We start from the raw sequence: 13,646 nt of genomic DNA on the forward strand, positions 1-13,646 counted from the left end.
CACAGGGATTTTATACCCTTTTGACGGGTTAATTGAGTGATGTTATGGCTGCATGGATCAATTTTCAGATTCATGGTACTGTTATCAATTCAGATACTGTTCCGTGAATAATTTAGGATAAGTATCTTAAAAATGATAGAGGTCGGGAATAAACCATTAAGCATGAAAAAGAAACGGTATGCAATCGGAACAAACCCCGAAAAACATTTGGAGCAGATCATAAATCTGTAAAATTGGGGATAAAAACGGGGTTTGGTTGAAGAACACATTCATGCGTTTGGCTGAAGTGCAAAGTTTATTTCCACTTTGAAAATGTCGAAAATAAAAGTAGCAATTACTCTTACAAAATTGGGTAATTGCTGCTTTTTTGTTTCTTTTAGTGGAATTCAGTGTTACAATACATAAAGAAAACAACAGGTTCATGGCTTTGAAGGGTTATTTCCGGGCACAGCAAAAAAGCGGATTTTAGTCGTGGTTTAAAAAAGGGTAGGACTAACTTCCACTTGCAATGTCGATATGGGGCCGGACAGCCGCCTGTTGTTTTTCTTTCCGTTTAGTTACTTACTTTTTAACAGGTATGGTTTTAAGACTACCTGATCCTTGGGGATCAACCGGATCCCAAAGGCACACAGCTTTTCATAAAGGTCCGGGTACAGGAACTCTGTAAGCTCGAGCGGGCTCCTGCCGCCTAAAGATTCCTCTGGAGCAGAATCCACATGGCTGAGAGCCAGGTTCAAGGCGTCTTGCCCTGTCAGGCCCAATGCTTTTAGATCCGTGCCTTTTGGAAGGATGTAACGCAGTTCGATATGCTTATTCTCCAAAGTTCCTTTCTGCCCGGACTGCATGGGATCGCAATAGTATACCCGTGTTCTTCTGGTACCGTCAGAGCCGTTTTCCATGGCATCAGCAGCTGAAAATTCAGAGCCTCTGTCCGTGAGGAGGACCTGGACGTATTTTCGAAACAGAGTCCCTCCAAGGATGGTTTCCAGCAGATTCACCCCTTTCAGCATGGAGAAGGAGGTTTTCTCTGTGTGGTAAACGGCAAAAAGGAGACCGGACTTTACGAACTTAAAAGTCTGGATAAAGGGTCCGTTGGTCTCATCGTTATAGACCGTGTCCATCTGGACGACAAAAGCATCCGGATGATCGGAAAGGAATGCGAGATAGTCTTTATAAGTCCTTCCAGCCAGATATTTCCTGTCAGCCCGTTTTTTATATCCAGCAGCTTTCTTTTTGGGGAGCTTGCGGGATACCTGTCGGCGCAGGTCCATGACGGTAATGCCAGCGACTTCATGGAACACATCCTGCTCGATGTAGTTATAAAGGGTCTTCTCGGAAATGCCCAGTTCCGGATGTGAGGTAACGATCTGGTATGGGGAGTGGCCCTGTTTGAGCAGGGGAGCGATGATGGCGGCCATGACCTTTGCCTGCTGTACGGTCAGGTTAACGCCCTGTCTGGAGTCAACAAGGAGGGAGCGGTAGTCGAGATGGGCGTCCTCCGGGATGTACTGGTATTTGTCAAAACGGCAGTGGGACCAGCAGGAACAGCCGTTGCAGGCGCCAGGGGAACGGTCACGCCGGGAACAGCGGAAGGGGCTGTAGTTGGGGCAGTCCGGGATGCACTGGCGTCCAAAGACGCATTTGCGGTAGTTGTTGCATTCCAGTGGCATTTTACACTTATGAGTGAGTTTCCGGCGGAGCTTGATTTCTTTGCCGACCGTGGACTTGTTCTTTCCGATGGTCTGGGCGATTGCGGTTTTGGTAGAACCGTTGGTAATGCCGGCAAGGATGATGCGTCGTTCCTTCAGGGTCAAATGAGTAAAAGAATTAGAGTTTCTCATAGGTTATACCAGCCTTTCCGGCAGCTGTCAGACAGGATAAGTGTAAGACTAAAAGCAACATTTGTGGAAGAGGAAATGAGTGAAAGACTAAAATCTACTTTCCGGTATTCAAAGTGGAAATAAATTTTTCATTTCAGTATTCATGCGTTTGTCGTGTGTCCTCTGCAAAAAACTCTTGACAATTTTATCAGTCTGCGGTAAAATTTCAAGAAATTCATATGCGCGATGACGGGGAAAAAGCATATCCCACAGCGACCTTCAGAGAGTTGCCGTTTGGTGCGAGGCAGCGGCGCGGAATATGTATACTGGCCCCTGAGCACTCGGCTGAACATCCGGAGCGTTCCTTTGGGACGGGGATCAGTAGGCTGGAGCGGAATCCCACCGTTATCCGGGACGCGGTTCGTAAGTTTACTGACCGTACAGAGCGGCTGTCACACAGCAAGGAGAGTGGTACCGCGGGAGCATGAAAAAAGAAACTGTGGCTCTCGTCTCTCAAGGGGCAAATCCCTTGAGGGACGGGGGCCTTTTTGTGTCACAGGAAACGGTGTTCCCATGACACAAAAGCCTCCATCGGGATGCCCCGGACGAAAACCAAAAAACAGGAGGAATAAGACGATGATGGATGTCAGCAAGTATCAGATTGGCTACTACAACCCGCCGAAAACCGAGTACCGTTGGGTAAAAAAGGATCATATCGAGAAGGCGCCGGCATGGTGCAGCGTGGATTTGAGGGACGGAAACCAGAGCCTGGTAGTTCCCATGAGTTTAGAGGAAAAGCTGGAGTTTTTCAAGCTCCTGGTAAAGATCGGCTTTAAGGAGATTGAAGTAGGTTTCCCGGCGGCCAGCGAGACGGAGTATGAGTTCCTCCGCACCCTGATTGAGAAAAACATGATTCCGGAGGACGTGACCGTGCAGGTGCTCACCCAGTGCCGCGACCACATCATCCGCAAGACCTTTGAGGCCGTCCAGGGAGCGCCCAGCGCCGTGATCCATTTCTACAATTCCACCAGCGTGGCCCAGAGGGAGCAGGTGTTTAAAAAGAGCAAAGAGGAGATCAAAAAGATCGCTACGGACGGAGCGACCCTGGTGAAAAAGCTGGCGGCGGAGTACCCCGGCAACTTCCGGTTTGAGTACAGCCCGGAGAGCTTTACCGGCACGGAGCCGGAATACGCCCTGGAGGTGTGCAACGCCGTGATCGACATCATGGAGCCCACCCCGGAGAAACCCATGATCATCAACCTGCCGGTGACCGTATCCATGAGTATGAGCCACATTTACGCCAACCAGATCGAGTACATGAGCGATAACTTAAAATGCCGCGACAGCGTAGTGCTCAGCGTCCATCCCCACAATGACCGGGGCTGCGGCGTGGCGGACACGGAGTTAGCCCTGCTGGCGGGAGCGGACCGTGTGGAGGGAACCCTCTTTGGAAACGGCGAGCGCACCGGAAACGTGGACGTGATCACCCTGGCTCTCAATATGTACACCCACGGCGTGGATCCCCACCTGGATTTCAGCGATATGCCCTCCATTGTGGATCTGTACGAGCGGGTGACCAGAATGCACGTATATGAGAGAACGCCTTACGCCGGACAGCTGGTATTTGCGGCCTTCAGCGGCAGCCATCAGGATGCCATCGCCAAGGGCATGATCTGGAGAAAGGAGCGCGGACTCCACCAGTGGAATGTTCCTTACATCCCGATTGATCCCACGGACATCGGACGCACCTACGACGCCGACGTCATCCGCATCAACAGCCAGAGCGGAAAAGGCGGAATCGGATTCCTGCTGGAGCAGAAGTTTGGGTTTGTACTGCCGCCGAAGATGCGGGAGGATTTCGGATATGCGGTCAAATCCGTTTCCGACCACGCCCACAAGGAGCTGCAGCCGGAGGAGGTTCTGGAGGTATTCCGCAGCACCTACCTGAACAAGTTCGCTCCGGTGGACGTGATCAAGACGCATTTTGTGCAGAACGGCAGAATCACGGTTACCGCGACGGTACAGACGGAGGATGGAATGCACATGGAGGTTTCCGCTCATGGAAACGGACGTCTGGACGCGGTTTGCAACGCTGTGCGCACCGCCACCGGCAAAGACTTCACCATCATGAACTACTCTGAGCACAGCTTAGAGCACGGCTCCACCAGTGAGGCGGCCTCTTACGTAGGCCTGCAGTGGGGCGACGGCACTGTGACCTGGGGCGCAGGCACTGACACCGATATTATCCGTGCCGGTATCAAGGCAATGATCAGCGCGGTGAACAACAAATAAAGAAAAGACAGAGGGGACAAAAAGCTATGGGAATGACAATGACACAGAAAATTCTGGCCGCCCACGCGGGGCTGGAGAAAGTAGAGGCAGGACAGTTAATCAACGCCCGCCTGGACGAGGTGCTGGGAAATGACATCACCACCCCGGTCGCCATCAACGAGTTTGAGAAAGCAGGCTTTGACAGCGTGTTTGACAATACCCGCATCAACATCGTGCTGGACCATTTCGTGCCCAACAAGGACATTAAGGCCGCCCAGCAGTCCAAACAGTGCCGTGACTTCGCGAACAAATACGGCATCGTAAACTTCTTCGACGTGGGAGAGATGGGCATTGAGCACGCCCTGCTTCCGGAAAAAGGCATCGTCACCGCCGGCGACTGCATCATCGGCGCAGACAGCCATACCTGCACCTACGGAGCTGTGGGAGCGTTTTCCACCGGCGTAGGCAGCACGGACATGGCAGCGGGAATGGCTACGGGCCAGTGCTGGTTTAAAGTGCCGGCGGCCATCCGGATCGTCCTTACCGGCGCCCTGCAGCCCACCGTCAGCGGAAAAGACCTGATTCTTCACATCATCGGAAAGATCGGCGTGGACGGGGCTCTCTATAAGAGCATGGAGTTTACCGGCCCCGGAGTGGCGTCCCTCACCATGGATGACCGCTTAAGCGTCTGCAATATGGCCATCGAGGCCGGCGCCAAGAACGGCATTTTCCCAGTGGATGAGACCACCATCGCCTACCTTACGGGACGGAGCCAGAGGCCCTGGACGGTATACGAGGCGGACGAGGACGCCTGCTACGAGCAGACCATCGAGATCAATTTAGATGAGCTGGAGCCCACCGTTTCCTGGCCTCACCTTCCGGAGAACACGAAACCGGCGTCTGCCGGCAAAGAGGTCAAGATCGACCAGGTTGTCATCGGCAGCTGTACCAACGGCCGTCTGGAGGACATGGAAGCCGCCTGGAAGATCTTAAAGGGCAAGCATACCGCTCCCGGCGTGCGCGTCATCATCATTCCCGCCACCATGGCCATCTACAGAGAGTGCCTGGTGAGAGGCTGGACCACGGACTTTGTGGACGCCGGTTGCGTGGTTTCCACCCCCACCTGCGGCCCGTGCCTGGGCGGCTACATGGGAATCCTGGCGGAGGGAGAGCGCTGCGTCTCCACCACCAACCGCAACTTTGTGGGCCGCATGGGCCACGTAAAGAGCGAGGTCTACCTGGCCAGCCCGGCGACGGCGGCAGCCAGCGCCCTCACAGGCTACATCACCGACCCGCGGACGGTCTAAAGCGCCGCCACAAATAGAGAAAGGCAGGAAAACGATCATGGAAGCAATCGGATTTGTACATAAATACCCGGACAACGTGGACACGGATGTCATCATCCCCGCCCGCTACTTAAACACCCCCAACGCCAAGGAGCTGGCCGCTCACTGCATGGAGGACATCGACCCGGAATTCGTAAATAAGGTAAAGGAAGGGGACATCATCGTCGGCGGAGCCAACTTCGGCTGCGGCTCCAGCCGTGAGCACGCCCCCCTGGCCATCAAGACGGCAGGCGTTTCCTGTGTCATCGCCGCTACCTTCGCCAGAATCTTCTACCGCAACTCCATCAACATCGGACTCCCCATTCTGGAGTGCCCGGCGGCCAGCGCCGCCATCCAGGCGGGAGACAAGGTAAAGGTGGATTTTGACACCGGCGTGATCACCGACGAGACCACCGGGGAGACGTTCCAGGCCCAGCCCTTCCCTCCCTTTATTCAGAACATCATCAAGGCCGGCGGCCTGATGAACAGCATCAGCAAATAAGGAGGGGAATGAGATGGAAAAGCAGATCGCAGTGATCCGGGGAGACGGAATCGGCCCGGAAATCGTGGACCAGGCCATTCGGGTGCTGGACGCCGTCGCGGAAAAGTACGGCCATGTTTTCAAATATGTGGATGTGGATATGGGCGGAATCGCCATCGACCGCTGGGGCGAGGCCCTGCCGAAGGAAATGCTGGAGAAATGCCTGGCATCCGACAGCGTCCTCTTAGGCGCCGTGGGCGGCCCCAAGTGGGACGGGATGCCGGGAGACAAGCGGCCGGAGAAAGGGCTTTTGGCCCTGCGCTCCGGCATGGGCCTCTACGCCAACAACCGGCCGGCAAAGCTCTGGCCCCAGCTGGCGGACGCCAGCCCCTTAAAGCCGGAGATCGTGGCCAAGGGCATTGATTTTATCGTGGTCCGGGAGCTGATCGGCGGCGTGTACTTCGGCGAGCACCGCACGGAGGAGTGCGGCGGGGAGAAGAAGGCCACGGACGTGATGAGCTACTCTGAGCATGAGATCGAGCGCATCGGCCGCATCGCCTTTGAGACGGCGAGAAAGAGACGGCACAAAGTCACCAGCATCGACAAGGCAAACGTGCTGGACACCAGCCGCTTATGGAGAGCGGTGATGCACCGCCTGGCGGAGGAGTACCCGGATGTGGAGTACGCCGATATGCTGGTGGACAACGCCGCCATGCAGATCGCCAAGGATCCCAGCCAGTTTGACGTGGTGGTGACGGAAAATATGTTTGGTGACATTCTCTCCGACGAGGCCAGCATGATCACCGGCTCCATCGGCATGATCCCTTCCTCCAGCCTGGGAGAGGGCAGCAGAGGCCTTTACGAGCCGATCCACGGCTCCGCCCCGGACATCGCCGGCCAGAACAAGGCCAACCCGGTGGGAACCATTCTCTCCGCGGCCATGATGTTAAAGTACAGCTTTGACTTAGACGAGGAGGCCGCCGCCGTGGAGGCCGCTGTGAACAAGGTTCTGGACGCGGGCCTTCGCACCGCCGATATGATGGCGGACGGCTGCGCCCTGGTGAGCTGTTCCGAGATGGGAGACGCCATTTTAAAGAATCTGTAGGAGGCGCGTAAGTCCTTCCATTCACATTTTTATTAACAATTTATCACAATTCGGACACAATTCATTGCTAAACTAAGGCCATGAAATGAAAGAGATGGAAAAGTGAAAGGAGACAGGACTTATGTACGAGGATTACAATAACTCAGACATTTATCATAGCGACAATGAAGAAAACAGAAGGCCGGAGCTGCCCAGCGGATTCATTCCGGAGGAGCCGAAGGCCCCCAGGAAGAAAAAACGGGGCGGCCTGGCCAAGAAGGCGGCCCTGATCACGGCGGCGGCCCTGCTGTTTGGAACCGTTTCCGGCGGCACCATGGTGGGAATCAATATGGTGGCGGACCACTACAACCGGATTCAGAACCCGGCCCGGACGGAGCTGACCACCGTCCCGGCAGACAGCCAGGAGACCTCCAGCCCGGTGGCAAGCGGTACTCCGGTGACCGCCACCCTGGACGTGTCCTCCATCGTAGAGAAGGCCATGCCCTCCATCGTCGCCATCAATAACAAAATGCTCATGGAGAGCAATGACTGGTTCTTCGGCACTCAGACCTATGAGGTTCCCAGCGCCGGATCCGGCATTATCATCGGTCAGAACGACACGGAGCTTTTGATCGTCACCAACAACCATGTGGTGGAAAACTCCGAGGATCTGAAGGTGGTATTTATCGACGACCAGTCCGTAGGGGCAAACATTAAGGGAACGGACGCGGAGAACGACCTGGCGGTGATCGCGGTGCCCCTGTCCGAGATTTCCGCGGACACCATGAGCAAGATCGCCATCGCCTCCATGGGGGATTCCGACAGCCTGAAGGTGGGCCAGGGCGTGGTGGCCATCGGAAATGCCCTGGGCTACGGCCAGTCCGTGACCGTGGGCTATGTGAGCGCCCTGGACAGAGAGGTGAAAACCAGTGAGGACAACATCACCAGACACCTGCTCCAGACCGACGCGGCCATCAACCCCGGAAACAGCGGCGGCGCCCTGTTAAACATGAGCGGTGAGGTCATCGGCATCAACTCCGCCAAGTATACGGACACGGACGTGGAAGGCATGGGCTACGCCATCCCCATTTCCGCGGTGAAGGACATTATCAACGACCTGATGAACACCAAGACCAGGACGGAAGTGGCCACGGAGAAACAGGGCTATCTGGGAATCCAGGCCCTGACCATCGACCAGCAGTATTCCAGCACCTTCGGAATGCCCAAGGGCGTTTACGTGTACAAGATCACCGAAGGCGGAGCGGCTTCCAAGTCGGATCTGCGGGAGAAGGACATCATCACCAAGCTGGACGGCTCCAGTGTCTCCAGCATGGAGGAGCTGCAGAAACTGCTCACCTACTATGAAGGCGGCGAGACCGTAACCCTGACGGTTCAGTCCCTGGAAAATGGGGAGTACGTGGAGCGGCAGGTGGAGATCACCCTGGACTACAAGCCGGCGGACGACGCGGTGGAAGGAAATTCTGCCACGGAGGAAAGAACCTTTCTGATGCCGCGGTGGTAAACGGTTACGAGAATATGAGAATATAACAGGCCCCCGGCGGGAATGGCAGGAAAAGCTGCCGCCCGTCCGGGGGCTTTTCACGCCGCGCTGCCAGGACTTTTCCGGCCAAGATTTTTCTTGTCACTGCCGCCTGACGGTGGTACAATAGAACAAAATACAACCGGGGAGCTTGTGGAAACAGGCTGAGAGGAGGCTGTACCGCCTCGACCCGCCGACCTGATTTGGGTAATGCCAACGTAGGGACTGATCCGGCCTGGACTGCTGAGGGACATACGTAGGTATGTCCTGTTTTTGTATCACAGGAAATTGCGTCTCCTATGACACAAAAGCCTCCGGCGGGAAGCGCACTCCGCGCAGAGAAAACAGGCGTTTTCGGGGGCTTTCCGGAGAAAAGGGGTTGAAATGTTATGAAAACACAACACACAAACACGAAAAAACTGGCGGCCGCCGGCCTGATGGCGGCAGTGGCGGTGGCCTGTTCCCCGTTCAGCATTCCTGTGGGAGCCTCCCGCTGCTTTCCGGTACAGCATATGGTGAACGTGCTGGCGGCCGTATTCCTGGGGCCGTGGTACGGCGTGGGAATGGCCTTTGTCACCAGCCTGATCCGCAATATTATGGGCACCGGCAGCCTGTTAGCCTTTCCCGGCAGTATGTGCGGGGCGCTGCTCTGCGGCCTGGTATTTTCCCGCACGGGAAAGCTGTGGCTCACCTACGGGGCGGAAATTTTTGGCACCGGCATTTTAGGCGGCTTAGCGGCCTGGCCGGTGGCAGTGTGGATTATGGGAAATAAGGAGGCGGCCCTGTTCGCCTACGTCCTGCCCTTTTTGGTGTCCACTGTGGGCGGAACGGCCATCGCCTGCGCCGTGATCGCCGTGTTAAAGCGCAGCGGCGGTTTTGCGGTGATGAAGGAGGCTGTGGACCGATGAGCGGCAAACTGTCAGAACGGGAACCTGGCGGCTGGGACAGAGCCGGTTTTTCCGGTTCCGGCGGGACGGGAGATTCCGGCCTTTGTGGTTCTCCGGCAGCCGCTCTGCTGCGCCGCCTGCGGGACCGTTCTCCACGCGTCCACTGCATTGAAAACTTGGCGGTGGCCCCGGATGTGGCCAATATCCTGCTGGCGGCCGGGGCAAAGCCCATTCTGGCCCAGGCAAAGGAGGAGGCGGGGGAGATCGCCGCGGCCTGCGATGCCGTAGTGTTAAATTTCGGCACCCCGGACGAAGAAAAATTTGAGGCCATCCGCCGGGCGGGGACGGCGGCAGCGGCGGCCGGAGTTCCCCTGGTGGCGGATCCGGTGGGAGCCGGGGCCAGCCCCTGGCGCCGGGAAAATACCCTGGCTATATTGAGGGATGTGCCGTTTTCCGCCATCCACTGCAACTTCTCCGAGGCTTTGACCCTTTTGGGAGAAACGGCGGAGTTTCACGGGGTGGACAGCGCCAAAGCCCCGTTTCCGGCGCGGAAGGAAGCGGCAGAGCGGCTGGCGGCCCGCCGCGGCTGCGCCGTACTCATAAGCGGTGAGGAAGACATCGTCTCCCACGGCAGCCGCACCGCCGTCATCAGAGGAGGCACCTCCGCCATGGGGCGGGTGACCGGCACTGGCTGTATGCTGTCCGCCCTGGCCGGGGCGTTCTGCGCCGTGGAGAAGGATCCCTTTCTGGCTCTTTCCGCCGCCGCCTCCTTTTGGAAGGCCTGCGGAGAGGCTGCCTGGGAGGAGACGAGGCGGACGGGAGGCGGGCCCGGGACGTTTCACGTCAGGCTGTTCGACGCGGCCTGGCTTACGGAAGAATGGAGGGAAAACATTGAATTTATCAAGGGATAAACTGCTGCTTTACGCCGTCACAGACCGCTCCTGGCTGGGAGAGGACAGCCTGGAAACGGTGGTGGAGGAGGCGTTAAAAGGGGGAGCTACCATGGTACAGCTCCGGGAAAAGGAGATCTCCCACCAGGGGATGGTGGAGCTGGCCCGCAGGCTGAAACCGGTCTGCGCCTCCTACGGCGTGCCTCTGATCATCAATGACGACGTGCAGGCGGCCCTGGAGGCGGACGCGGACGGCGTCCACGTGGGCCAGGAGGATCTGGGAGTGGTGGAGGCCAGGAAACTCCTCGGCCCGGACAAGATCATAGGAGCCAGCGCCCACAACGTGGCGGAGGCCCTGGAGGCGGTGCGCCAGGGGGCGGACTACCTGGGCAGCGGCGCGGTGTTCGGCTCCGCTACCAAAACCAACGTATCCTGCCTGCCTATGGAGGAGCTAAAGCGCATCTGCGCCGCCGTCTCCGTGCCGGTGGTGGCCATCGGCGGGATTTCAGAAGAAAATGCCGGCAGCCTGGCGGGGACGGGAATCGCCGGGATTGCGGTGATCAGCGCCATTTTCGCGGCAGCGGATAAGAGAGAGGCCGCCGCCCGCCTAAGGGCCACAGCGGAAAGGCTGGCAGAGAGGAGAGAGGAAACATGAAAACGGTACTTACCATCGCAGGGAGCGACTGCAGCGGAGGCGCCGGTATCCAGGCGGATTTAAAGACCATGCTGGCAAACGGCGTGTACGGCATGAGCGCTATCACGGCTCTCACGGCCCAGAATACTACAGGGGTGTACGGGATTCTGGAGGTATCCCCGGAGTTTCTTGCCTCCCAGCTGGACTGCGTATTCCAGGACATCCGCCCCGACGCGGTGAAGACGGGGATGGTGGGAAGCAGTGCCCTGATCCGCGTCATCGGCGAGAAACTGAAGGAGTACAAGGCCGATAATCTGGTGGTGGACCCGGTGATGGTGTCCACCAGCGGCTCCAGGCTGCTGCGGGAGGACGCGGTGGAGGCCCTGACCTCCGTCCTGCTGCCCATGGCCGCCGTCATCACCCCCAATATCCCGGAGGCGGAGGTGCTGTCCGGCATGGAGATCCATACGCCGGAGGATATGGAGCGGGCGGCGGAGCGGATTTACGAGACCTACGGCTGCGCCGTGCTCTGCAAAGGCGGCCATTCGATCCAGGATGCCAACGACCTGCTTTTTGACGGCAGAGAACGGACCTGGTTCCAGGGAAAACGGATCGAAAACCCCAACACCCACGGCACCGGCTGCACCCTGTCCAGTGCCATCGCCTCCGGCTTAGCAAAGGAGCTGACCTTAAAGGAGGCGGTGCGAAACGCCAAGGAATACATTTCCGGCGCTCTGGCGGCAGGCCTGGATCTGGGAGCCGGCTCCGGCCCCCTAGATCACGGGTTTGCCATGAGGAACCGTTAAAAAGCCGGTGACGTTTTCCAGCCCTTGTGCTATACTGGGAGGACAAAGAGATGACTGCAGGCGGCTGCCGGTTCCGTCCGGGAGCGGCCGGACGGAGGGAAAGCATGGTAAAAAATATCGTATTTGACATGGGAAATGTGCTGGTAGCCTACGATGAGAACCGGGTCTGCCGCCGGTTTATGGAGGAAGGGACGGAGGAGTACGGCCGTGTTCGCGCCGCCGTGTTTGGTTCCCAGGAGTGGATCCTTTTGGATATGGGAGTGATCAGCGAGGAGGAAGGCCTGGAGCGGATGAAACGCCGCCTGGTTACCGACCGGGAAAAAGAGCTGGCAGAGCAGTGCTTTGCCCACTGGCACGAGTATTGTATGTGGACCGTGGAAGGGGCTGAGGAAATGATCCGTTCCTTAAAAGAGAAGGGATTTGGCATTTATCTCTGTTCCAACGCCTCTGTCCGCCTCCGCGCCTGCTACCGCACCTACATCCCCGCGGTGGACTGCTTTGACGGCATCCTGTTCTCCGCGGAGGAAAAGCTGCTAAAGCCTCAGAAGGAGATCTATGAGCGGCTGTTTGAGAAATTTGGCTTAAAGCCGGAGGAGTGTTTCTTCGTGGACGATTTACAGTTAAACATCGACGGCGCCGCCGCCTGCGGCATGAAAGGTTACTGCCATAAGGATATGGATCTGGAAAAGCTGAAAAAGGTGTTGGCGGAGCTTTGACCGGGCGTGAAAATGTGAAAAATAAAGAACAGCGGACCGCTGGGAGTACAGGAAGAATACACCCGGCAGTCCGCTTTAAATTACCTTTGTCCCGTCACGCCTCCCAGCGTCCGGCCGCCCCGCAGGGCAGCACCAGCCCCGTCTCCGTCACCGGCAGCCCGATTTCCTCGGAGCGCACCGTCCCTTTGTATTTGGGGCAGATCTCCGTGCCGATCAGATAGGAGAGAACGGCCGGCGCCAGCCCTGTGGTATAGGAATTGATCAGGAAAAACAGGGGCTCATCGGAGAGCAGCTGGGCGCACAGTTTCACTAAGGGGTGAATGGCGTCCTCGATTTTCCAGATCTCCCCCTTCGGCCCACGGCCGTAGGAAGGGGGATCCATGATGATGCCGTCGTAGTGATTTCCCCGGCGGATCTCCCGCTCCACAAACTTTACGCAGTCATCCACGATCCAGCGGATGGGCGCGTTCTCCAGGCCGGAGGAACGGGCGTTTTCTCTGGCCCAGCCCACCATGCCCTTGGAGGCGTCCACGTGAGTGACGGCGGCTCCCGCCTGGGCGGCCGCCAGGGTGGCCCCGCCGGTGTAGGCAAAAAGGTTTAACACCTTCACCGGACGTCCCGCCTGGCGGATCTTCGCCCCGAACCAGTCCCAGTTTGCCGCCTGCTCCGGAAACAGCCCGGTGTGCTTAAAGCTGAAGGGCTTGAGATTAAATGTGAGGCCCTTGTAGCCGATGGTCCACTGCTCCGGGAGATCGAAAAACTCCCACTCGCCGCCGCCCTTGGCGCTGCGGTGGTAGTGGCCGTTCATCCGTTTCCAGCCTCTGTGTTTCTTCGGGGTGTCCCAGATCACCTGAGGGTCGGGGCGCACCAGCAGGTACGAGCCCCACCGCTCCAGCTTTTCCCCTTTTGAACAGTCAATCACTTCATAATCTTTCCAGCCGTCTGCAATCCACATAATGCTCCTCTTTTCATATAAAATCAATATCGGTTCATAACAGTTTCGTTTGATTAGCCGCGTTTCGGCGGGTACGTGTTAAACAGTACCAGAATCCGTTTTTTACAAGAAGTACCAGTAGTATATAAGAAAAAACAGAAATTGTAAAGAAATCGAAAGATATTTCCGGGCGTTGATGGTTGAATATTTTCCCATTAATTGCTAGAATGTAAGATAGCGAATATTAATTTGAGAGAT

General features: G+C 57.0%; 12 protein-coding genes and 1 riboswitch. Of the genes, 10 read left to right on the forward strand and 2 right to left on the reverse strand.

The window, feature by feature from the left end:
* Window positions 1–557 precede the first annotated feature (557 nt).
* Window positions 558–1,841: a helix-turn-helix domain-containing protein gene (locus B5E84_RS06640; RefSeq protein ID WP_087221046.1), complete on the reverse strand. Its 1,284-nt coding sequence runs from the start codon at window positions 1,839–1,841 to the stop codon at window positions 558–560.
* A gap of 615 nt (window positions 1,842–2,456) precedes the next feature.
* Here B5E84_RS06640 and B5E84_RS06645 point away from each other — a divergent pair.
* The 10 genes from B5E84_RS06645 (at window position 2,457) to B5E84_RS06690 (ending at window position 12,454) form a co-directional block, all read left to right on the forward strand.
* On the forward strand, window positions 2,457–4,112 hold the full coding sequence (locus B5E84_RS06645) for a 2-isopropylmalate synthase (RefSeq protein ID WP_087221048.1): 1,656 nt from the start codon (window positions 2,457–2,459) through the stop codon (window positions 4,110–4,112).
* 26 nt (window positions 4,113–4,138) lie between these two features.
* The gene (gene leuC, locus B5E84_RS06650; RefSeq protein WP_087221051.1) at window positions 4,139–5,398 is read left to right on the forward strand and encodes a 3-isopropylmalate dehydratase large subunit; all 1,260 of its coding nucleotides are present in this window, start codon (window positions 4,139–4,141) and stop codon (window positions 5,396–5,398) included.
* A 37-nt stretch (window positions 5,399–5,435) separates the two neighbouring features.
* On the forward strand, window positions 5,436–5,918 hold the full coding sequence (gene leuD, locus B5E84_RS06655; protein WP_087221054.1) for a 3-isopropylmalate dehydratase small subunit: 483 nt from the start codon (window positions 5,436–5,438) through the stop codon (window positions 5,916–5,918).
* 13 nt (window positions 5,919–5,931) lie between these two features.
* Window positions 5,932–7,002 (forward strand): 3-isopropylmalate dehydrogenase, encoded by a 1,071-nt coding sequence (leuB, locus tag B5E84_RS06660; RefSeq protein ID WP_087221057.1) that lies wholly within the window; start codon window positions 5,932–5,934, stop codon window positions 7,000–7,002.
* Between the two features lie 121 nt (window positions 7,003–7,123).
* The gene (locus B5E84_RS06665; protein ID WP_087221060.1) at window positions 7,124–8,503 is read left to right on the forward strand and encodes a S1C family serine protease; all 1,380 of its coding nucleotides are present in this window, start codon (window positions 7,124–7,126) and stop codon (window positions 8,501–8,503) included.
* 151 nt (window positions 8,504–8,654) lie between these two features.
* A riboswitch (TPP riboswitch) is annotated at window positions 8,655–8,763 on the forward strand.
* A gap of 147 nt (window positions 8,764–8,910) precedes the next feature.
* Window positions 8,911–9,429 carry an energy coupling factor transporter S component ThiW gene (gene thiW / locus B5E84_RS06670; protein WP_087221064.1) on the forward strand — a complete coding sequence of 173 codons (519 nt, stop codon included), beginning with the start codon at window positions 8,911–8,913 and terminating at the stop codon, window positions 9,427–9,429.
* Window positions 9,426–10,319 (forward strand): hydroxyethylthiazole kinase, encoded by an 894-nt coding sequence (gene thiM / locus B5E84_RS06675; RefSeq protein ID WP_087221067.1) that lies wholly within the window; start codon window positions 9,426–9,428, stop codon window positions 10,317–10,319. Before thiW ends, thiM begins: the two co-directional genes overlap by 4 nt.
* Entirely contained in the window at window positions 10,300–10,953 is a 654-nt protein-coding gene (gene thiE / locus B5E84_RS06680; protein WP_087221070.1) for a thiamine phosphate synthase, read from the forward strand. Before thiM ends, thiE begins: the two co-directional genes overlap by 20 nt.
* Entirely contained in the window at window positions 10,950–11,738 is a 789-nt protein-coding gene (gene thiD / locus B5E84_RS06685; RefSeq protein WP_087221073.1) for a bifunctional hydroxymethylpyrimidine kinase/phosphomethylpyrimidine kinase, read from the forward strand. Before thiE ends, thiD begins: the two co-directional genes overlap by 4 nt.
* 104 nt (window positions 11,739–11,842) lie before the next feature.
* Complete coding sequence (locus B5E84_RS06690; protein ID WP_087221293.1) at window positions 11,843–12,454, forward strand: HAD family hydrolase; 612 nt, start codon at window positions 11,843–11,845, stop codon at window positions 12,452–12,454.
* 94 nt (window positions 12,455–12,548) lie between these two features.
* On the opposite strand, the gene B5E84_RS06695 is transcribed toward B5E84_RS06690, so the two are convergent.
* On the reverse strand, window positions 12,549–13,409 hold the full coding sequence (locus B5E84_RS06695; RefSeq protein WP_087221076.1) for a class I SAM-dependent methyltransferase: 861 nt from the start codon (window positions 13,407–13,409) through the stop codon (window positions 12,549–12,551).
* Window positions 13,410–13,646 lie beyond the last annotated feature (237 nt).

Source organism: Lachnoclostridium sp. An14, assembly GCF_002160755.1.
Classification (GTDB): Bacteria; Bacillota; Clostridia; order Lachnospirales; family Lachnospiraceae; genus Lachnoclostridium_A.

What these genes read in the sequence shown, in the direction of transcription:
- thiM (WP_087221067.1), top strand. Translation starts at nt 9,426, where the DNA reads ATGAGCGGCAAACTGTCAGAACGGGAACCTGGCGGCTGGGACAGAGCC.
- leuD (WP_087221054.1), top strand. Translation starts at nt 5,436, where the DNA reads ATGGAAGCAATCGGATTTGTACATAAATACCCGGACAACGTGGACACG.
- B5E84_RS06690 (WP_087221293.1), top strand. Translation starts at nt 11,843, where the DNA reads ATGGTAAAAAATATCGTATTTGACATGGGAAATGTGCTGGTAGCCTAC.
- B5E84_RS06645 (WP_087221048.1), top strand. Translation starts at nt 2,457, where the DNA reads ATGATGGATGTCAGCAAGTATCAGATTGGCTACTACAACCCGCCGAAA.
- thiW (WP_087221064.1), top strand. Translation starts at nt 8,911, where the DNA reads ATGAAAACACAACACACAAACACGAAAAAACTGGCGGCCGCCGGCCTG.
- B5E84_RS06695 (WP_087221076.1), bottom strand. Translation starts at nt 13,409, where the DNA reads ATGTGGATTGCAGACGGCTGGAAAGATTATGAAGTGATTGACTGTTCA.
- leuC (WP_087221051.1), top strand. Translation starts at nt 4,139, where the DNA reads ATGGGAATGACAATGACACAGAAAATTCTGGCCGCCCACGCGGGGCTG.
- leuB (WP_087221057.1), top strand. Translation starts at nt 5,932, where the DNA reads ATGGAAAAGCAGATCGCAGTGATCCGGGGAGACGGAATCGGCCCGGAA.
- thiD (WP_087221073.1), top strand. Translation starts at nt 10,950, where the DNA reads ATGAAAACGGTACTTACCATCGCAGGGAGCGACTGCAGCGGAGGCGCC.
- B5E84_RS06640 (WP_087221046.1), bottom strand. Translation starts at nt 1,841, where the DNA reads ATGAGAAACTCTAATTCTTTTACTCATTTGACCCTGAAGGAACGACGC.
- B5E84_RS06665 (WP_087221060.1), top strand. Translation starts at nt 7,124, where the DNA reads ATGTACGAGGATTACAATAACTCAGACATTTATCATAGCGACAATGAA.